Genomic DNA, 19,473 nt, shown 5'->3' with positions numbered 1-19,473 from the left:
TGTGCTGTCAAAATTAGCAGCCCAATTTTTCGCCCACGACGGTCACCCCCGTTAGGGTTTTTGGTGGTCTTTCTGGGATGATGACCTCGTCCCAGCCGAATTCGAATCAGTTGCCTAAGATGCAGTTGATCTTGGTGAATAACTACAAGTTTTTCATCACCCGTTACACCCTGGCGTAAGGCCAGTACGGTGCGGTAGTTTTGACGATGGTTTAGCGTCAAACAATCCTATTGCAATGAATTTCCAGCTCGCACACGGCGAGCTTGCGGATGAGAGGAAAAAACGGTGGAAATGCTTTCCGGCGGAGAAATGTTAGTTCGCTCCCTTCACGAAGAGGGTGTTGAATATGTTTATGGTTACCCAGGTGGTAGCTTGTTACATGTGTATGATGCGTTTTATCAACAAGAAGCGGTCAAACACGTCCTAGTGCGTCACGAACAAGCGGCGACACACATGGCTGATGGTTATGCTCGCGCAACAGGTAAGCCTGGTGTGGTCATGGTAACGTCTGGCCCTGGCGCCACCAATACCATTACAGGTATTGCCACGGCGTTTACTGACTCTATTCCTATGGTTGTTATTACCGGTCAGGTAATGAGCCATTTGATTGGTGATGATGCTTTCCAAGAAACCGATATGATGGGTATTTCACGTCCTATCGTTAAGCACAGTTTTAGCATCAAGCACCCAAGCGAAATTGGTGAGACGGTTAAGAAAGCGTTTCACATTGCGACAACGGGTCGCCCTGGTCCTGTTGTGATTGATATTCCTAAAGACATGACGGTACCAAATGATCGCCATGAATTTTCATACCCTAAAAAAGTAAAAATTCGTTCTTACGCGCCACCTGTTAAAGGTCATAGCGGTCAAATTCGTAAGGCGGTTGAGTTGTTATTGGCGGCTAAGCGCCCAATGATTTATTCTGGCGGCGGTGTCATTTTAGGCAAAGCTTCTGAGCAACTGCGTAAATTGGTACGTGAACTTAACTACCCAATCACACAAACCTTAATGGGTTTAGGTGCTTACCCTGCGACTGATCGCCAGTCTTTGGGTATGCTGGGTATGCACGGTTCTTATGAAGCCAACATGGCCATGCATCACTCTGATGTGATTTTAGCAATCGGTGCACGTTTTGACGATCGTGTAACCAATGCTGTCAGTAAATTTTGCCCAGATGCTAAAATTGTTCACATCGACATTGATCCATCTTCGATTTCTAAAACCGTGACCGTAGATATTCCAATTGTTGGTCCGGTTGATAGTGTATTAGATGATTTCTTAGAGACCATCGCAGAAATTAATCAAAAGCCAGATTCGAAAGCCATTGATTCATGGTGGAAACAAATTGAAGAGTGGCGCAAGCGTCACGGTGGCGAATACGAAAAGAACGACAATGGCTTGTTAAAACCACAAGAGGCCATTGAAGGTTTATGGAAGGCCACTAAAGGTGATGCTTATATTTGTTCTGACGTAGGTCAGCATCAAATGTTTGCCGCGCAATACTATAAGTTTGATAAACCAAATCGTTGGATCAACTCAGGTGGTCTTGGCACCATGGGTTTTGGTTTTCCTGCTGCCATGGGTATTAAATTAAACTTTCCTGATGAAATGGTTGTGTGTGTGACGGGTGAAGGTTCAATTCAAATGAACATTCAAGAATTGTCCACGTGCTTACAGTACGGCATAGCCGTGAAAATTTTCTGTTTGAATAATGGCTCTCTTGGCATGGTTCGCCAATGGCAAGACATGAACTACGAAGGTCGCCATTCAAGCTCTTACATGGATTCATTACCAGACTGGACAATGTTAGCCGAAAGCTATGGCCACATTGGCTTAAACGTGGAAACAAAAGACCAGTTACAAGGTGCAATGGAAGACTGCTTCGGTAAATACAAAGACCGCTTAGTGTTTGTAAATGTGGTGGTTGACCCTGAAGAGCATGTTTATCCGATGCAGGTGCCATTAGGAACCATGCGTGATATGTGGTTAAGTAAAACGGAGCGCACCTAATGAGACACATTATTTCGATTTTATTAGAAAACGAACCAGGTGCTCTAGCACGTGTTGTTGGTTTGTTTGCACAGCGCTCTTATAACATTGAAACGTTAACCGTTGCGCCAACAGAAGATCCGACTCTGTCACGAATGACTATTACCACGTCAGGCCCTGACCGTGTAATCGAACAAATCACGAAACAATTAAATAAATTAATTGAGGTTGTGAAATTGGTTGATTTAACCGAAGGTGCTCACCTTGAGCGTGAATTGATGCTAATTAAAGTCAAAGCGTCAGGTTCACAGCGTGCTGAAATTAAACGTACAGCGGACATTTTCCGTGGTCAAATTGTGGATGTAACCGCAAATGTTTATACCATTCAGTTAACAGGTGCCACTGACAAGTTAGAAGCGTTTATCGAAGCCATTGGTACAAATTGTATTTTAGAAACAGTGCGTACTGGTGTTTCTGGTATTGCTCGTGGCGAGAAGACCTTAAGTCTGTAATTGATATTAGGCTTAAATAAAAAACGCGTTACTTTTAAAAAGTAACGCGTTTTTTGTGTCCGGACTACAGGCTAATTAGTTGCAGTATTTTTGGCGTTCTTATTTTTTCTTTGAACCGTTCTTTTTTTAGAAAGTTTTAATGATTTAGTTTTGTTGTTTTTACCACGCGATTGAGTATTCTAAATAGTGCTATGTCTGCGGCTAATTTAATCAGAAAAAGCCAAAATTAATCGAATGCGTAAACTTATCTCAAGCTTTTATATATTCTATTAGATCATTAGAGTGTTTCTTTCATTGCTTATATGAGAAAAGCTTATAACCCTTTTTGAAATACCCAGTCCCTATTGATTATCTTAGTCTAATCTGGAAATGAACAGTGGTAAAAAATGGGTGGGTCATGTATTTAATGCGCTTGATTTATTGCAGTAAGGTTACGAGTCGTTTTAAAACGGATGACATAGACCAAATACTGGAAAAATCCAGAAAACGAAATAAAGATGAAAATATAACCGGTGTTTTGTGCTTTAACCGAAAGCATTTTTTGCAGTGCATTGAGGGTAGCCGTGAAGCAATCAATAACGCCTATCATCGAATCCTGCAAGACCCTCGTCATGATCACATCATTTTGCTGGGTTATACACAAATTCCCCATCGAGAATTTACCACTTGGCAGATGGCGTTTATTCCTGAGAAAAAAATCACGGACGAAATTAATCTGAAGTACTCAAATAATCGAGATTTTGACCCATTCACTATGAACGGTGAAAGCACATATCAGATGTTAGTCGAGTTAAGTAATAACGTCACCGCCATCTGATTGTTATTGATTAGCTAGTTTTTTGACTAATTAAGTACACTCCTATAATGACAAGCCCTAGCCCTGTTAAATGAAAGGGCGTAAGGGTCTCGCCTAGAATCCAAACCGCTAATAATGTTGTAAACAGTGGGCCCGTTGTTCCGGTAATGGCGGTGCGTTCTGACCCAATACGCGCGATGGCTCCGCTCATAGCGTAGCTGGGAATCACTGTGCTAAAGAATGCTAAAGCAAAACCATAACCATATACGCCCGTAGGGTATTCTAAGACAGTGTGTATTGGTGTGTGCAGTAAATTCACTTGAGTAAATAAACATGAGCTAACCATAGCGACGGATGTAAATAAACTGGCGCCTAATTTTTCGATTAGAGGTTTGCTCAGTAATACATAAACCGCAAACGTGATGGCACAACATAGCATTAAGGTTAAGCCGAACCATGAGCCGTGTAACGTAAATTCACCGGGTAATAATACGATTAAACCGGCATATACAATCACAACTGCAAGCATTACGTGTTTAGAGGGCATTTTTTTATCCCATGCGGCTTTTATTAGCACGACCAAACTTGGGTATGCATATAAAATAATCCGCTCTGCATGGGCACTGATGGTTTCAAGGGCCAGTAGATCGAGGTAGCTCGATAAAAAATAGCCTAAAAATCCAGTAGTAACCGCACCTACCACATATTTTTTCTTTCCCACTAGCTCTGGGAGTTGCCATATAAGTAAGGCTAAGTAAAAAGGGAAGGCAAACCACATTCTTAAAACCATTAAGCCTTCGCTGTTTGCGCCCAGTGCATAAGCTTCTTTAATAAGAATAGGTTTTAATGAAAATAGAAAGCTGGCTAGTAGCGCCAAGCCTAATCCAAACTTAAAGTGTGATGTCACAGCCTGCTCCTTGAATGTGCTGCAATATATGAGGCTGTATAACGAGGAGGTATGACCTGGCATTAAACAGCCAGGCATGATGGAACCTAGCTAGTAAAAGCGTGTTGCCACCACATGAGTGAAGATGAAGCGTATTGATGAATACTTTTGAGTACGTACATTGTGTATGCCTGTAAATAACAAACCCATTAAAGCCAGTTTTCTTAAGCGCTTCAAGCTTTATCATAATATAAAATGTATTGATGACAAATATTCTATAGGCGCATGAAAATCCATACGAGAAAGCGTCACTAAAAACAGGCATACTGTTTGTTCGTCAGTATTTTTTGTATCTTTTTAAAAGGCAACGGTCGTGTTTTCAATCCCTTACCCTGTTTGGCTGATCACCTTAGCTCAAGCGCTTGGTATGCTCACCGCACCTATGGTTATTTTTGTAGGCGGTTTTTTGGGTGTTTTGTTTGCGCCATCAGCGGCGTTAGCGACGTTACCAGTTGCCGCACTGGTTGTGGGAAGTGCCGTGACCAGCATGCCGGCTGCGTTTATTATGAAACGCATTGGTCGGCGCAGTGGATTTATCTACGCCACGCTAGTGGCTATTTTAGGTTCTATATTGGCGTTTTATAGTGTGCGCAACGAAAACTTTTTAGGTTTATGTTTTAGTATATTTTTACTCGGAGGTCACATGGCATTTGTGCAACAATTTCGGTTTGCCGCCATAGAGTGGGTGTCAGCCGATAAAGTGGCCATAACCGCCAGTGTGGTTATGTTGGGTGGCTTATTAGCGGCATGGTTGGGTCCTGAGATTGCAATGCAGGGGAAGGATTTATACGCGCACACCTTTAGTGGCAGTTTTATTTTGCTGGCACTTAGTCATGTGGTATTACTGATTTTGTTAAGTGTGATTCCTTTTGCTGAGATCGAGCCTACAAATGACCTTACATTTGTAAAACGTTCATGGTTAGCATTGCTGACTCATCCCGGTATTGGGGCTGCGATTGCCAGCGCAGCGGTGGCGTTTGGTGTTATGAGTTTGATTATGACGGCAACACCGGTCAGCATGAGCGAAATTAAAAATTACCCGTTAAACGACACTAAAACAGTGATACAAAGCCATATTATGGCGATGTTTCTTCCTTCGTTATTTGCCCCCATTTTATTCAGACTATTTAGTTTGTTTACGATGTTGTTACTAGGGTTAATTGTTATGAGTGTTGCAATCACGATTGCCATACTTGACCAAAGTTATTGGGGATATTGGGGTGCATTAGTTTGTTTAGGTACTGGTTGGAATTTTCTATTTGTTGGTGGTACGGCCTTATTAGCGCAACAATACGACAAGCAAGAAAGCTTTACGGTACAAGCGATGAATGATGTTTGTGTATTCAGTACTCAAGCTATTATGTCGTTGTGTGCGGGTTGGATGGTATTTAATTTCGGTTGGTTAGCTCTTAATTTAATTGCAGTGCCACTATTGATGTTTGCCTTGGTATTAATTGCGCGCTGGTATTTTTTTAATGTAAAAACCGAACAAGCCACTTAGTCAGTGGCTTGTGAGTGTTTTTTGTTGCGCATTAAAGAATGATTAAGCAATATCTTCGAGCAAAGTGTCCATGCCGGATTCAATGCCATCAACGCTTTCTAAATCCGCAAGGGCTTTTTCAGTATCCATATTAATGTTTTTGGCGATATCTAAGGGAAACCCTTTGAGAATCTCGGGATCAGATAATCCTTTTTTGTGAGAATTATGAATATAAACTGCAATATACATCAGACCTGCAAGCGGTTGCTCTAAATTTACTAACTCATCATGACATTGATAGCGAATACCATCTGCAATTGCATCTGGGAATTTCCAGCGTTTGGCTAATTCTGCGCCCACATCTGCATAGGTATAACCGAGCATTGATTGCTCGACACTTTCCAATTGATCTCCCGCCTCAACCGCTGCGTGAATTCTTTTTGCTTCATGAGGCATTAAGAGTTGAATGAGTAACTCACCAATGCTGTGAAGCATGCCACAGGTAAACGCCGTCTCTGGATTAATTTTACAATATGGTGCCATCCATTTAGCGATAGCCGCGACAGCAAAATTATCGCGCCAAAATTCCTTACGATTAAACCCTACAGGGCTTTGCATTGCACCGGTAATACCGGAGGCAAGTACTAATGTTCTAAGGGTTGAAAAGCCCAGTAATACAGAGGCATCTGCTGTACTTGATATGGTTCGACTGACGCCGTAATGGGCGCAATTTGCTAAACGTAACACTTTGGCGGTGAGTACTGGATCAAGGCTAATTTTCTTTGCGATTTCGTCCATATTGAAATCGGATTGGTTAAAGGTTTGGATAAGTTCTTGAACTACCTTTGGGATATTGGGTAAATTTTGATTGTGATCAAATAAGTCGGATAAATTCATGCTGACGTCCACTGTTATGCTGTTTCTAAGATTAGAACACCCTGTTCAACTTGGCGAATAGGATATGGATATTTGGCTCAATCTTGTGTGCTCTTTGTTAGAATAGATCAATCAAGATGAAAAAGTATAAGGGGTCCTCATGGTTAGCGTTGGTTTTATTGGCATTGGTTTAATGGGCTTGCCCATGTGTAAGCGATTACTTAGCGCAAATGTGCCATTAACCGTGTGGAATCGCAATAGCGATAAATGTTTACCATTGGCTGAGCTTGGGGCAAATCAAGCCGCTTCAATAGAACATTTAGCACAAAATAGTGACGTTATTATGCTGTGTGTATCGAATACACAGGCGGTGCAGGAGGTCATTGCGTGCTTGTTACCTTATTTACGTAACGGTCATGTGATAGTGGACTTCAGCTCAATCAGCCCAGATGCGACCCAAGCCTTGGCCCATAGCGTATCTAAACAAGGCGCCAGTTGGATTGATTGCCCTGTTTCTGGTGGTGTGGCTGGTGCGCAAGCGGGTACCTTGGCAATGATGGCGGGGGGTGAAGAAAGTACGCTGAAATCCTTAGAGCCGCTATTGTTAAACCTAGGGCAACGTCTAACGTATATGGGCGAAAGTGGTGCAGGGCAAACCACTAAAATTTGTAATCAAATGATTGTCAGTTGTAATGTTTTAGTGATTGCAGAAGTCATGGCCATGGCAAAGCGAGCCGGGGTTGATGCGGCTAACATTCCGACGGCATTAACAGGCGGTTTTGCGGATAGTACGCCTCTTCAGTTAACCGGATCACGTATGGCTGTGCACGATTTTGATGACATTAAATGGCATGTCAAAACCTTACTTAAAGACTTAGATATGGCAGGAGATTTAAGTAAAGCGTTAGGCAGTGCCACACCGATGGCCGGACTTGGTGCGCAACTGATGCGTCAGCATGCGAGCAAAGGCTTTGCCGAGCAAGACCCCGCAACCTTGGTCGCGCTGTATGAAAACGTGGTTAAACGTAAAGTGTAAAACGAATTTAAGGAGTGTCACATGAGATTAGTTGCAAACTTATCCCTGTTGTTTACTGAAGTCCCTTTACTAGAGCGTTTTCAAGCCGCTGCGGATGCGGGTTTTAAAACCGTTGAAATTCAGTTTCCTTATGAAGAAAGTGCCGATGATTTAGCGGCCGCTAAAACACAAGCGGGTGTGGATATCTGTTTAATTAATTTGCCTGCTGATGACTTAATGTTAGGGGGCGAAGGCCTTGCTTGTGTGCCAAGTAAAGAAGCGCAATTCGAAGACGCAATCAAGCAAGCTTATATTTATGCCAAAGCACTGGGTGTGAAGATGGTGAATGTGCTACCAGGGCGTTGCTTGGATGAAAGTCAACATGTGCACTATATGGCTACGCTTAAAAAGAATTTGTTAAAAGTCGCAACACTCATGCAAAAGCATGAGATTTTGGTGACATTTGAAGCGGTTAACACCAAAGATATGCCGGGTTTTATTATTCACCATACAGAACAAATGTTGGATATTTTAGCGGAGTTAAATCACCCTAATTTAAAAATGCAGTATGACATTTATCACATGCAAATTATGGATGGTAATGTTGATGAAACCTTGCGTCATCATTCGAATATGATCGGCCACATACAGTTCGCGGATGTCCCCGGACGAGGCGAGCCTTTAAGTGGAAATTTGAACTTTAAAAGTATTTTTGATGATATAAAAAACAGTCACTATCACGGTTATGTGAGCGCGGAATACCGGCCAAGTAATGGCGATACTCAAGCAAGCTTAGGTTGGATGGAGCAATTCGATTTAGAATGGCTTAACCATCCTCATGAAACGAAACTATCCCCTTACTAAATTTAAATTAAAGCTCACAACATATAAGCCGTTAACATGAATAAGCTTAACGGATTAAGCCTAGACTCGGGGGAACCCTATAAAGACCGCACAAACGAATCTTTATTTATCACGTCGCTAAGGAGCTGGCTGCGCTTAAACGGATGTTGTGACGCATTATTTTAATCCACGGAATAATGAATCAAGCGCAGCCAACACTTCATATTAGTTTTTCTGCACTTCCTTTGTTCAAAACATTGCAACCGCTGAGCATTCAACCTTATACTTCTGCGCCAAATTTTAAATTGATTGAACGTTCAATTTAATAAAAACAATAATGAGGCTACATACTCTCTATGACATTATTTATTAATAAGCCGCTTTCAAAAGCGCTTACCACCGCAACGCTGCTTGCCAGTGCATTGCTATCAACACAAAGTTTGGCCGCTACACCACACATTGATGCTGTTGAAACAGCATTGCGTGATTTAGCGCCGGGTTCAGAAGGCACGGTTTGGCAACGTACTACGGGCAATGACATTGCGGGTTACGGCCCTTATAAAAGTGATTGGTTATTACAAACCCCAAATTGCTGGGGCGATGCACAATGTCAGCAAGCACCAGGCGCACAAACGTTAGCGGATACGATTTATCGAGATATTTCGGCTGCACAACATTGGGTCGATATCACGACATTAGTGACGTACCCTGATGGTATTTTTCAAAAAGCCATTGTTGATGGTATTTCGGACGCATTAATCAGTAACCCAAACCTAACCATTCGTATCTTAGGTGGTACGCCTCCAGGCATGGGTAACTTTAGTTCGCCAGTGACTGAAAGCGCGGCGGCTTATGTATCTCGTTTAAAGAGCGACTTAGGCGTGCAATACAATGATGCCAATATTATTGTGGCGGGCGTTGAAACCAGTTGGTTATATTCTTGGAATCACTCAAAAATTATTGCGGTTGATAGTAAAACGGCCATCGTCGGCGGACACAATCTTTGGGAAGGCGCTTACGGTGATGTGGCAAACCCGATTAGTGACGTTTCTATGCGTTTGATTGGTCCTGCATCTGAATCCGCGCATGTGTTTGCGGATCTTTTATGGGACTTTGCGTGTACTTGGAGTACTGGTGTTGTGAATGATACGTTTTATGTTGATATCGAGCGCACACCTGCGATGGGCAATGCGTGTCCAAAAACACACACTACTGTTAGTACTGCAAGCCAAGGCAACGCCACCGTGATGGCATTGGGTGGTTTAGGGTTTGGTATGGATGTTCCCGGTGGTGATAGTGGCGGACTAGAGAAAGCAAATGATAGCTCCGCGGATTGCTCATGGCTTTTCAAAGATTATTACAACAATGATAAACGTTATACGGTTGCTAACCCAGAAGAAGAAGGTTTACGTACATTGATTCGTAGTGCACAAGAATCCGTCTTTATTTCTCAACAAGATCTTATCGCTCCGTGTGTGGCCCCAGTTGCAAACGCTTATTACGATGCGCGTTTGTTTGATGTGTTAGCCGATAAACTTTTACAAGATGTGAAAGTACAAATTGTTACCAGTACGCCTGGTGCAAAGCAGTCTGTTGTGGCGCCTTATTCAAACATGAAAAAAATGTCTGACATTACCGATATTCTTGTGCGTAAAGTGAAATCACGTGGCAATTTATCAAGCAGTAATGCAAAAGCAAAAATCTGTCAAAATTTGCAGTTAGCGCCTTTGCGCATTGCCAGTGGTGTTGGCAAGTGGAGCAACGGCAACAGTATTGGTAATCACGCTAAAGTGATAGCAGTTGACCAAGCAGCATTTTATGTGGGTTCTAAAAACTTATACCCTGCAACGTTGCAAGACTTCGGCTACATAGTTGAAGAAACAGAGGCAGCCAAAACATTCTACGAAGAATATCAAACACCGTTGTGGTCTAACTCTCAATCGGCTGCGGTTGTGGATTATAACCAAGGTATTTGTAATCTTTAACATGAGTGTTAATGATATGAATGAATTATACGGGACTCGCGTATAACGTTCATTTTACGATAAGCGGCAACCGTATTGTGTTGCCGTGGCGGCTAAAATATTATGTTTATTGTTTAGCCGTCACGTTTTTAATTCAAATCTTCTAGATCGAAAATTTCGACCTGTTCTACGTTTTTACTACAAAGTTTGTGACTGTTTTTGTTATTTTTCAAAAACTAAAATCACATTATTTGCCGGTAAATTAAGCCTTTCTTTAAAGCGTAGGCCATGATCGCCTGCACATTCTTGTAAAAATGTTAATTCTTTAATACCCGCCTGTGGGTTCACATCGTGTTTTAGCCATTCATCCAAATTTACATTGCCTTCACTGGTAAACCCATTTTCATTGATGGGGCCGTAGCAAAAAAATAGACCTGTTTTTTTGAGAGTAAGGCTGATTCCTTTAAAAACAGTATTGACCTCATCGGCACTGACAAAGTGCAGTAAATTTGCGCAATAAGCATATTGATACGTATTTGAGGGCACAGGCCATGTTATTTGCGTGATATCCAATGGCATACAAGGCAATAAATTGCCCAGTTGTGCTTCTTGCTGCCAAGGTTGTGATAGCGCAACTTGAGAAGGGTGCTCACTGAGTTGCCACTGTAGACTGGGCAGTTGAGTACAAATATGCACGCCATGTTGGCCAGTACCACTGGCCAATTCTAATAGTGGCCCATTACCTGTTAGCCAAGGGGATAATGCATCTAATATAGGTTGTTGGTTTCGTATACAGGACGGATTGGTGATTTTCTCAGACATAACACTCCTTAAAACAGGCTTTTTACACAGATACCCTAAACCATGGGTGCCTCTAGTGAGTAAAGGCAGTAAAATGTGTCAGTCTATGTAAAATAACCAGCAAAATTCAAGATAGAGGTCAGTATGTCACAAGTGGTATTAATAACAGGCGCCAATCGCGGCATTGGCCTTTCTATGGCACAACAATATGTGGCTCAAGGCAGTGAAGTAATTGCGGTGTGCCGTGAAAGCTCAGATGAAATCGAAGAGCTTGCGGACCTTGTGATAAGTGGCATCGATTTAAGCCAAGACGATGCCATGGACAGCGTCATACAAGTGCTAGAGCTTGCCCAAGGCGATGACTTCAAACTTGATGTACTGATCAATAATGCGGGTCTATTTAAGAATGAAACACTAGAGCAAATGGAAGTGGATCAGATTCGTGAACAATTTGAGATCAACTCGTTGGCTCCGCTTAAAATCACCCATGCATTATTGCCTTTCTTAAAAGATGGTTCAAAGGTGGTTAACATCACCAGCCGTATGGGCAGTATCGAAGACAATACCAGTGGTGCCTACTATGGTTACCGTGCGAGTAAAGCGGCACTGAATGCGTTTACAAAGTCCCTTGCCATGGATTTAAAACCAAAAGGCGTTGCCGTTGCCGTTGTGCATCCTGGGTTTGTACAAACTCGTATGGTGGGTTTTAACGGTGACATTACACCTGACCAAGCCGCTAAAGGCATTTTGGATCGAGTAAGTGATTTGAACTTAGACAATACGGGTGGTTTTTGGCATTCCAATGGTCAATCCTTACCTTGGTAGCGCTTCAGTGATTGGGTATGTTTATCCTGATAAAAAAGTAAGATTCGCAGACATATTTTAGAAATCGTTAATTGTGAAATTAACTCAGTAGGAAAAACAATGAGTATCGAAAAAGACAACGTAGTGTACTTTCATTACACACTTGCAGGTGAAGATGGCAAAGCGTTTGAAACCAGCACCAATAGTCACCCAATGACGTTTTTATTTGGCCACGGTAATATTTTACCGGCACTAGAAGCTGAGTTTGCAGATAAAAATGAAGGTGATCAATTTCAAGTGACGCTCACCCCAGAGCAAGCTTACGGTGAGCGCAACGAAGCGGGTGTGCAGCGTATTCCTATTAAGCACTTATCAACTAAAGGTAAATTACAAAAAGGCCAAGCGGTAAAAGTAAATACTGATAACGGCATGCGTGATGTGACCATTGTTAAAGTAGGTAAATTCAATGTAGACGTGGATACGAATCACCCATTAGCGGGATTAACCATTACGTTTGATATCAGCATTGAAAAAGTGCGCCCAGCCGAAGCGGAAGAGTTAGCGCATGGCCATGTGCACGGTGAAGGTGGGCATCACCACTAAAGCGAACGTGTTTATATCGCTGTGTTGAAAAATGACTTGGGAAGCGTTATGTGTCAAACATCAACGATGCTCAAGTCATTTTTTGTTTCTCTATTTACACATGTATTCTCTCTCTACATCCAACTTTAAATAATGCCAAATTATCCTCTAAAGTAGCCGAAGGTTGCTTGCATGCCGGTGATCGGGCTGCATATATTTAAACGCAAGTTGAGTATCCTCCATAGGTTTCATTTCTCTTTGCAATCTGATTTACTGTTTGTACTATTTAAACTGCCAAAGAATAATAACCATGGCACTGCAGCAGCAATACAACGAACTCAAACAACAGCTTAAATCCAAACGTGATGTGTTCTCTGACACACATAGCACACGCTTACATCGTGCCTTAAGTTGGCTTAATTGTGCAGCGCATCAACAAGACGATGTGGATTTACAACTCATTAGTTTATGGATTGCTTTTAATGCGTGTTATGCGGTGGATCAAGGGGGGAGTGAATCTCTGGCCGAACGCTTTGCGTTTCAAGGTTTTGTTGAAAAGTTAGTCAGTCATGATCACGACAAAAAAATCTATGCCTGTCTTTGGCAGACTTATTCGGGGCCAGTTAAGGCGTTAATTAAAAACCCCTATGTATATAGTGGTTTTTGGCAGGCTAAACGTGATGATGTAAACAGTGACGGTTGGCGAGAACCGTTTGATCAACTCAGTGTGTCGGCATTAAATCACCTAAGTCGACAAAATGTTCCGCAACTGTTGAGTATTGTGTTGGACCGCTTGTTTGTTTTACGCAATCAATTGATTCATGGTGGTGCCACCTATGCGAGCCAAGTGAATCGCGAACAAGTCGAAGATGGTGCACAATTGTTATCGAGCCTTGTGCCGATCATGATTGAAATAATGCTGCATGCAGAAAGTGAAGATTGGGGTAATATTTATTACCCCATATTGACGTCAACTGTTTAGCGGGCGGTTCGGGTTTTGTTCATCATCTTCATAGTCACGTAATTGATGAAAGGATTGTAGAATCAGCTGTATGGCTTCCATTTTTTTCACAAGGCTCGTCAGTAATGTTTCATACGCCACATCTTGCGGTTCTGGCAATGCTTTAAAGTCTAGATCGATTTCTTCCATGTAAGGTAAAAAACGATTGCCTGTTGCAGTAAATAAACTGTCTTCAGGAAATATGGCCTTAAATTTTGCTTTGTTTTCTTGCGATAGGCTGTCTAAAATTTCATCGGCTTGTAAAGCAAACGGCACAATGGCCTTTAGCGCGTCTTCAATGCGCTGGTTAATAACATTTTCACTCATGGTCATCTTCTTAACTTTAATAATGGGTTTAACATACTGCGCTACATGTTTGTTTACAAGGCGTCATCAGTTTAAGGGTGTAGCCCGATGCTTAGCATAATGATGCTGGCATCCGCTATATCGTTTTTTTGGCTTGTTGATGTGTCGTCATTTAAATCGATTTCACGCTCAAACGTTCGGCCTGCTTCAAGGGTGAGCCAAAACTTATCAATTAGATTTCGGCGAACGCCCAGCGTCGCAATCCAGCTGGTGTACGATAAGTTAACTCTTTGATTGTCCTGTGACTCATATCGCCAGTTACCACCCAAAGGGGCTAGGGCTGAAAATACGCTCCAGTTTTGATTCGCCCGATGTTCAATCTTAGTTACCGGAAAGCCTAAGTCGTAGCGTGTTTGTGGGTTTGGTTGATAGCTATAAGCGGCCATTGGCACCGGTTTATATTCGCCAAATAGGCGGTTAATACCGGCCCCTACCGTATAACTATGGGGCGACTCATCTTTATAGCGCCATAAGATTAGCCCCATTAATGAATACGACTCTTCATCTTTGGCCTTCAGGTCGGTGTGCCAGCTGGGGGTGATGTTTAAAATTCGAGTCCAGTTATCGTTATACTTTTCGATAAACAGCATCGGCAGCTTAATGCTGTACATGGTTTTTTGATCGAAATTTGGGCTAGGTAATTTAAATGTTGTTTGTTCAATGGCCATCTGTGGGACAAATATCTGCCCAAGGACGTCATATTTGCCAATAGGCAAATGAAGGCTACTGCGTTGCATCGACAACTCATATTCACTACCAGAGATACCCGCTTTGCCAATGTCATAGTGCTTCATACCCATAGCAATAGGCGAGGGCGTTACCAATGTGATGTCTTCAGCAAAAGTGGTCATGCTAGTGAGCATTAAAATAGCCACAGCAAGACAAACCAAAAAAGTTGAACTGGGTGTGAGTACAGCTTTATTTAATGGGGATTTACTGAAATATTTTATTTCGGTGGACGTCGACATTATAAATGATTCACCTTGTTTCTTGGCCTGTTTTGCATACTTGTTCAACCGCACGATTTGATGGGACGTGATTTTTGCGCATTGTAACAGTTATTTTCTGACTGAATGGCTAATGCGGTGCAGTTAACTTTAAAGTGCCCCATATTGCATCACATTATGGCTATAGCCCGTCATATTGGGTATGAGTTTTTAAGTCTGATACACGATTATTCATACCTAAAATAAAAGTTGTCCAATTGGTCAAAGTTGGGCACGGTGCTTGCTAACCCTCTTAAACTTTGCAAAACCATAAGAGGATTTCTATCTGTGTTTAACTCAAAATTTGTAAAACTCGCTCTGATGAGCGCCGTATCTGTGGCATTGCTATCAGGTTGTGGGAGTGATAGCGACGACAACGATATTGACGGCAAAACCGTCTTTATGGCAAACAAAGCGAACACGGCACAACCCATTATTTGGATTGGTGACTTCAACAACTTTGATGACGCTGTCGCTTTAATGCTAGTTGCAAAAGACCCCCGTTACACCGTTGAGCTTGCTGTGGTTGAAGATTCATTTAATACCGTGGCACATGGTGCCAATACGGTTTACAACATTCTCGAATGGTTAGGTAATCGAGACACACAAGTGATTCGCGGGGCGTATTTTTCACCAGAAGAAATCCACTATGGTGCCAATGGTATAAAAGCAAATAACACAGCTGTCACCGATGAAACACCGATTGTGGATGGCGTCATCGATTATCAATTACCCAATTCTAAAAGCGGTGATACTTGGAACTTAGAGCGTCGTAATGTCATGGGTATCAACCTTTATGGTCAATACGTTCCGGGACCTTGGCGTGATAATGGCTCGACCCTTTATGGTACTGATCACTTAATCCCACGAGCGACTCAAAGTGATTATCACTTTATGGGTAATAAAGGGATGTCATTTAAATTTGAACAGGCAGAAGACATTATTCTAGAAAAATTAAGCACACTAGAAAATGCGGTCATTTTAAACACAGGTAAACTCACCACATTTGCTCGCGTATTAGCAAAAGCCAGCGATGCACAATTAGCCAATATTGATAAGGTCATCATGATGGGTGGCGGGTTTGAAGGAGAGCAGCCATTCACTGTCGAGAATGAACGCGGCCATAATAAAGGCGGTAATATATTTTCTCACCCAACATTTGGGTTTGCGAGTGACTTTAGTACCGATCAAGAATTCAATATTTTGTTAGACCCTTTGAGCGCAAAAATCTCATTTGATTTATTGGCTGAAAAAAATATCGAAAGCTATTTAGTACCGACAAACTCAACTGATTTGGCTAAGGTGGAGTCAGCCAGTATTGCTGAGTTAGGCGTACAGGGCAGCACACCAGAAGCGTGTTACACCTCTAAATTGTTTACCTCTATTCGTGAATTTGAAGGGGGTGACTTCCCTGGTTTTGATGGCAGTCCAAGTGGCGATTTTGCATTAGATGCTGTGATTCGTTTATGGGATATTGTGGCCGCACTTGTTTTATTAGAGCCCGATGCATTGGAGATGAGTATCAAACAATCTTACGTTGATGTTGACCAACTTGATGCAGGGTTAGAGCAAAGTGAATACCCATATGACCCGATTAGTTTTGATCCTACCGTGGGTAAAACCACACTAACGGCAGCAGGTGTTGGCGAAAAAATGAATGTGGTAATAGAGATTAATACAACACAAGCACGAAACGTCATGATTAAACGTTTGCTTGATTCAAAAAATGCGGCGGTAACCGGCCCATCGTGTAAAGGGTAATGGCTTAACGAACAGAAAGCTGAATTGACTCTTGTTAATACAAACACAAGCGTCAATTCAGTTTTTGTACTTAGTTTTCTAATACCTCAAACGTTAATCCACTTTTATCGATTAGGCGAGTAATCAAATCGTCTTTATAAATAGTGGCTGGCGTCCAAAAGCCTCCGGCTTTTTCTTCTTTTTTAATACTTGCTAAACACACTGCAGCTTGGCCTAACATTTTTGCGGTACTGCCATAGCCTGGGTCACGGTCACCGGTGACTTTTACTTTTATCATTTGGCCATCATCGGTTTTACCCACAAAGCGATAATCAAAGCAGCCTTTTAATTGTTCTTCTGGCGTAGGGCCTTCACCGGGCTTGGGCAATACAAAGCGTTCTAAAATCCAACGTGTTGGCTTAATAGCCGCTAGAATCATAAAGACAGTTAACCCCCACCCCATATTGCGTGAGCCTGTTTTGCCTTTGCGGCCTTTACCCATTAGCATTGCCTCGCTGTAAGTAAAGTCATCACCATAAGCGTTGTTTGATAACGCATTACTGCGATGCACAACACGAGTATTGACTGCGGCCATTACAAATGGGCCGACCCATTGGTCGAAGTCTTCATCAAACTTTGAGCCGCTGATGTTTTCTTGGCGACGCTTAAAACCATGGCCACTAGGGCAAATGCTGTATGGGTTTTGTAATTCTTTGCGCAGCGCTGAATCTTTCGCGGCTTCTTTTGCAATGTTGACCATACTGGCAACCGTACCGCCACTGGCACCGCCTTTTAAGCGGGCAACGCGTTGCTTAACCTCATGGCACATTTTTCCAAATTTAGCTTGCGCCTGTTGTTGTAGAAAATACACGCCTAAATCCGATGGGATCGAATCAAAACCACTGCAATGCACGATGCGAGCACCTGTTTGTTTTGCGGTGGTTTCGTATTGATCGACCATGCGTTTATACCATTGCACTTCGCCGGTTAAGTCACAGTAGTCAATACCGTTTTCAACACAGGCTTTGACCAAAGGCTCGCCAAATAGAGCGTACGGGCCCACGGTTGAAACAACCACACGGGTTTGCTTGACCATGGCGAGCAGTTGTTGTTCGTCAGCTGCATCAGCGATGATATGTGGAATAGCCTGTGCGCCGTGCTTTTGTTTGGTTTCTATTAATTTTTTTTCACTGCGTCCAGCTATCGCCCATTTGAGTTCGCTGTCGTTGCCGTATTGGCTCATCATATAGCCGGTTAAAATGTCACCTACAAAACTGGTGGCACCAAATAAAATAATGTCGTACTGGGGGATGGCCATGATTGCCTCATTCTTTTTATTGTTAATAGTGGTAAATCTTTACCTCACTGTAGCAAGACCATGCTTTAAACAAAAGAGCACGCCCTGCAACAAAAAACCGTCATTGTTCAACGTATAAATAAGATGTTAGTGGAACTATTAACAGGGCTAATAAAATAGCGGTTAATGCAATTCACTAATTAGATAACGTAAGCCGTTTGCGAGTTGAAATTCATCGTCAAGATAGCGACTTAAGATGGCTTGGGTCATGGGGCTGTTAGGGGAGATAATTTGTACGTTTCGTTGTTCCCATTGAATGTTCATGCCACCGGCCGTGGGTGCCAGTAGCACCCATAATTGAGGCTTGTCCGTATCGTTGTTGATAACATCCAGTTTAACCAGTGCGCCTAAATAAATGGCATCATCCTGATCGAATACTTTGGGTTTGAAATGGTGCAGCTTAGTGATGGCGTCTTTGAGTTCTTGAATACGGCGCGCTTGGCCTTCAGCCAAATACGCGTGTTCTAGACCTAATGTATCGTATTGGGTCTCGGCTTTGCTTTGTTCGTGTGTGGCCCCTTTGTGGGCTTCATCGGCTGCGGCTAACGCATGCTCAAGCGCTTGGGTGAGTTCAATGATGATTTGTGTAACCAGTGCCGACTTGTCCATGAATATCCATCACCGTGTGTGAGGCGCTATGGTAGCGCAACTCAAGCATTGATAAAACGGCGTTTATTGCGGTGGGTCGATTTGATTTAGAATGCTGTTATTAATGCGATACCAGCCTGCAATGCTATAGCGTAAATGGCTTGCGGGCAGCACTTCGTGGGGGAAGTCTTCACTTAAAAAGACCACTAACGTGCCAAAATTGGGGTTTACTTTCAGGTATTCTTGATCACCTTTGTTTGGGTCGTACACGACTAGTTCGCCACCATAGTGTGCTTGCCAATTAGGGTTCAGATACAACACAGTGCTTAAGCGACGGTTAGCTTGACCTTTAAAAGCGTCCATATGTTTTTTGTAAAACGCACCGGGCTGGTACTGCGCAAAATGACTTTCATAACTGAATAACCCCAGCATTAATGAACGGTTTAAATGGGTTTTAAGGTCGTTCATCCAGTCAAACCAAAGGCGTTCGCTTGGGTGTTGAGAGTCCAGCCAATGAATCTGGTCGCGACGTACAAACGGGTTTATTTGGTGGTCTTGCTTACGGCCAGTACCAGCGTCGTTAAATTCATATTCTGGCAGTGAGGCGACGCGCGTTAACAAGGGAGCAATAGTTGCCATAGGGAGCGCATCTTCAATCACGCTAATGCCATGCGCGGCGATGTCGTTCTCGATTTTCTCGTAGACGCTAAGGCTACTGTAATTAAAACCTTTGGCGTACATGACGGCGTTGCTCATTGATAACAAAGCCGCGTATTCTAGGGGCAAGAGTGTTTATAGTATGGTGATATATTTTAATCTTAACGATAA

19 protein-coding genes are annotated in these 19,473 nt (G+C 42.6%); 11 read left to right on the top strand and 8 right to left on the bottom strand.

Going from position 1 to position 19,473, the window contains the following annotated elements:
• Positions 1–285: 285 nt before the first annotated feature.
• The 3 genes from ACU6U9_RS13900 to ACU6U9_RS13890 all read left to right on the top strand — a co-directional run bounded on the left by ACU6U9_RS13900 (position 286) and on the right by ACU6U9_RS13890 (position 3,318).
• On the top strand, positions 286–2,010 hold the full coding sequence (locus ACU6U9_RS13900) for an acetolactate synthase 3 large subunit (protein ID WP_446735623.1): 1,725 nt from the start codon (positions 286–288) through the stop codon (positions 2,008–2,010).
• Complete coding sequence (gene ilvN / locus ACU6U9_RS13895) at positions 2,010–2,501, top strand: acetolactate synthase small subunit (protein ID WP_283787542.1); 492 nt, start codon at positions 2,010–2,012, stop codon at positions 2,499–2,501. Before ACU6U9_RS13900 ends, ilvN begins: the two co-directional genes overlap by 1 nt.
• 397 nt (positions 2,502–2,898) lie before the next feature.
• Positions 2,899–3,318 (top strand): BLUF domain-containing protein, encoded by a 420-nt coding sequence (locus ACU6U9_RS13890; protein WP_446735622.1) that lies wholly within the window; start codon positions 2,899–2,901, stop codon positions 3,316–3,318.
• 10 nt (positions 3,319–3,328) lie between these two features.
• On the opposite strand, the gene ACU6U9_RS13885 is transcribed toward ACU6U9_RS13890, so the two are convergent.
• The gene (locus tag ACU6U9_RS13885; RefSeq protein WP_446735621.1) at positions 3,329–4,204 is read right to left on the bottom strand and encodes a DMT family transporter; all 876 of its coding nucleotides are present in this window, start codon (positions 4,202–4,204) and stop codon (positions 3,329–3,331) included.
• A gap of 352 nt (positions 4,205–4,556) precedes the next feature.
• Here ACU6U9_RS13885 and ACU6U9_RS13880 point away from each other — a divergent pair, with 352 nt between their 5' ends.
• Entirely contained in the window at positions 4,557–5,744 is a 1,188-nt protein-coding gene (locus ACU6U9_RS13880; protein ID WP_446735620.1) for an MFS transporter, read from the top strand.
• 42 nt (positions 5,745–5,786) lie between these two features.
• Here the strand turns inward: ACU6U9_RS13880 and ACU6U9_RS13875 are convergent, their stop codons facing one another.
• Positions 5,787–6,620 carry an HDOD domain-containing protein gene (locus ACU6U9_RS13875; protein WP_446735619.1) on the bottom strand — a complete coding sequence of 278 codons (834 nt, stop codon included), beginning with the start codon at positions 6,618–6,620 and terminating at the stop codon, positions 5,787–5,789.
• A 139-nt stretch (positions 6,621–6,759) separates the two neighbouring features.
• Here ACU6U9_RS13875 and ACU6U9_RS13870 point away from each other — a divergent pair, with 139 nt between their 5' ends.
• From ACU6U9_RS13870 to ACU6U9_RS13860, 3 genes are all read left to right on the top strand, one after another.
• A complete protein-coding gene (locus ACU6U9_RS13870; RefSeq protein WP_446735618.1) occupies positions 6,760–7,635 on the top strand; it encodes an NAD(P)-dependent oxidoreductase in 876 nt (291 codons plus the stop codon).
• Between the two features lie 21 nt (positions 7,636–7,656).
• Positions 7,657–8,478 carry a hydroxypyruvate isomerase family protein gene (locus ACU6U9_RS13865; protein ID WP_446735617.1) on the top strand — a complete coding sequence of 274 codons (822 nt, stop codon included), beginning with the start codon at positions 7,657–7,659 and terminating at the stop codon, positions 8,476–8,478.
• A 335-nt stretch (positions 8,479–8,813) separates the two neighbouring features.
• Positions 8,814–10,442, top strand: coding sequence for a hypothetical protein (locus ACU6U9_RS13860; RefSeq protein ID WP_446735616.1), 1,629 nt, complete (start codon positions 8,814–8,816; stop codon positions 10,440–10,442).
• A 201-nt stretch (positions 10,443–10,643) separates the two neighbouring features.
• On the opposite strand, the gene ACU6U9_RS13855 is transcribed toward ACU6U9_RS13860, so the two are convergent.
• Positions 10,644–11,243: a DUF938 domain-containing protein gene (locus ACU6U9_RS13855; protein WP_446735615.1), complete on the bottom strand. Its 600-nt coding sequence runs from the start codon at positions 11,241–11,243 to the stop codon at positions 10,644–10,646.
• A gap of 123 nt (positions 11,244–11,366) precedes the next feature.
• Here ACU6U9_RS13855 and ACU6U9_RS13850 point away from each other — a divergent pair, with 123 nt between their 5' ends.
• From ACU6U9_RS13850 to ACU6U9_RS13840, 3 genes are all read left to right on the top strand, one after another.
• Positions 11,367–12,047: an SDR family oxidoreductase gene (locus ACU6U9_RS13850; protein ID WP_446735614.1), complete on the top strand. Its 681-nt coding sequence runs from the start codon at positions 11,367–11,369 to the stop codon at positions 12,045–12,047.
• A gap of 99 nt (positions 12,048–12,146) precedes the next feature.
• Positions 12,147–12,629, top strand: coding sequence for an FKBP-type peptidyl-prolyl cis-trans isomerase (locus tag ACU6U9_RS13845; RefSeq protein WP_446735613.1), 483 nt, complete (start codon positions 12,147–12,149; stop codon positions 12,627–12,629).
• 289 nt (positions 12,630–12,918) lie between these two features.
• The gene (locus ACU6U9_RS13840; RefSeq protein ID WP_446735612.1) at positions 12,919–13,590 is read left to right on the top strand and encodes a hypothetical protein; all 672 of its coding nucleotides are present in this window, start codon (positions 12,919–12,921) and stop codon (positions 13,588–13,590) included.
• Here the strand turns inward: ACU6U9_RS13840 and ACU6U9_RS13835 are convergent.
• Together ACU6U9_RS13835 and ACU6U9_RS13830 are read right to left on the bottom strand one after the other, a co-directional pair.
• Complete coding sequence (locus tag ACU6U9_RS13835) at positions 13,579–13,935, bottom strand: hypothetical protein (protein ID WP_446735611.1); 357 nt, start codon at positions 13,933–13,935, stop codon at positions 13,579–13,581. The two genes, ACU6U9_RS13840 and ACU6U9_RS13835, sit on opposite strands and share 12 nt — an antisense overlap.
• A 71-nt stretch (positions 13,936–14,006) precedes the next feature.
• On the bottom strand, positions 14,007–14,942 hold the full coding sequence (locus ACU6U9_RS13830) for a DUF6268 family outer membrane beta-barrel protein (protein ID WP_446735610.1): 936 nt from the start codon (positions 14,940–14,942) through the stop codon (positions 14,007–14,009).
• Between the two features lie 306 nt (positions 14,943–15,248).
• On the opposite strand from ACU6U9_RS13830, the gene ACU6U9_RS13825 reads away from it, so the two are divergent.
• The gene (locus ACU6U9_RS13825; protein ID WP_446735609.1) at positions 15,249–16,721 is read left to right on the top strand and encodes a nucleoside hydrolase; all 1,473 of its coding nucleotides are present in this window, start codon (positions 15,249–15,251) and stop codon (positions 16,719–16,721) included.
• 70 nt (positions 16,722–16,791) lie between these two features.
• Here the strand turns inward: ACU6U9_RS13825 and ACU6U9_RS13820 are convergent, their stop codons facing one another.
• The 3 genes from ACU6U9_RS13820 to ACU6U9_RS13810 form a co-directional block, all read right to left on the bottom strand.
• Positions 16,792–18,018 (bottom strand): saccharopine dehydrogenase family protein, encoded by a 1,227-nt coding sequence (locus ACU6U9_RS13820; RefSeq protein WP_446735608.1) that lies wholly within the window; start codon positions 18,016–18,018, stop codon positions 16,792–16,794.
• Between the two features lie 162 nt (positions 18,019–18,180).
• Positions 18,181–18,666, bottom strand: a complete 486-nt coding sequence (locus ACU6U9_RS13815) for a transcription elongation factor GreAB (protein WP_446735607.1) — start codon at positions 18,664–18,666, stop codon at positions 18,181–18,183.
• 63 nt (positions 18,667–18,729) lie between these two features.
• Entirely contained in the window at positions 18,730–19,386 is a 657-nt protein-coding gene (locus ACU6U9_RS13810; RefSeq protein ID WP_446735606.1) for a 2OG-Fe(II) oxygenase, read from the bottom strand.
• Between the last annotated feature and the right edge of the window lie 87 nt (positions 19,387–19,473).

The sequence above is a fragment of the Pseudomonas sp. HK3 genome (assembly GCF_052920985.1).
This window is presented reverse-complemented; position numbering and strand designations above follow the sequence as displayed.